1 rRNA gene is annotated in these 382 nt (G+C 50.5%); it reads left to right on the top strand.

From position 1 onward, the window contains the following. Positions 1 to 256, top strand: a 16S ribosomal RNA gene (locus ACKTR2_RS10405); the annotation flags it as partial. Between the last annotated feature and the right edge of the window lie 126 nt (positions 257 to 382).

Below are 382 nucleotides of genomic sequence, written 5' to 3'. Positions count from 1 at the left end.
AAGCCATTCTCAGTTCGGACTGTAGGCTGCAGCTCGCCTACACGAAGTCGGAATCGCTAGTAATCGCGGATCAGCATGCCGCGGTGAATACGTTCCCGGGTCTTGTACACACCGCCCGTCACACCATGAGAGTTTGTAACACCCAAAGTCGGTGGGGTAACCTTTTAGGATCCAGCCGCCTAAGGTGGGACAGATGATTAGGGTGAAGTCGTAACAAGGTAGCCGTAGGAGAACCTGCGGCTGGATCACCTCCTTTCTAAGGAAATAAATCGGAACCTTACACATTAGTGGAAACGTTGTTCAGTTTTGAGGGATTTACTCTCAAGCTTAGTCATGTGATGACCTATGGGGGATTAGCTCAGATGGGAGAGCAGCACTTGCT

The organism is Furfurilactobacillus curtus (assembly GCF_045862785.1).
Classification (GTDB): Bacteria; Bacillota; Bacilli; order Lactobacillales; family Lactobacillaceae; genus Furfurilactobacillus; species Furfurilactobacillus curtus.
This window is presented reverse-complemented; position numbering and strand designations above follow the sequence as displayed.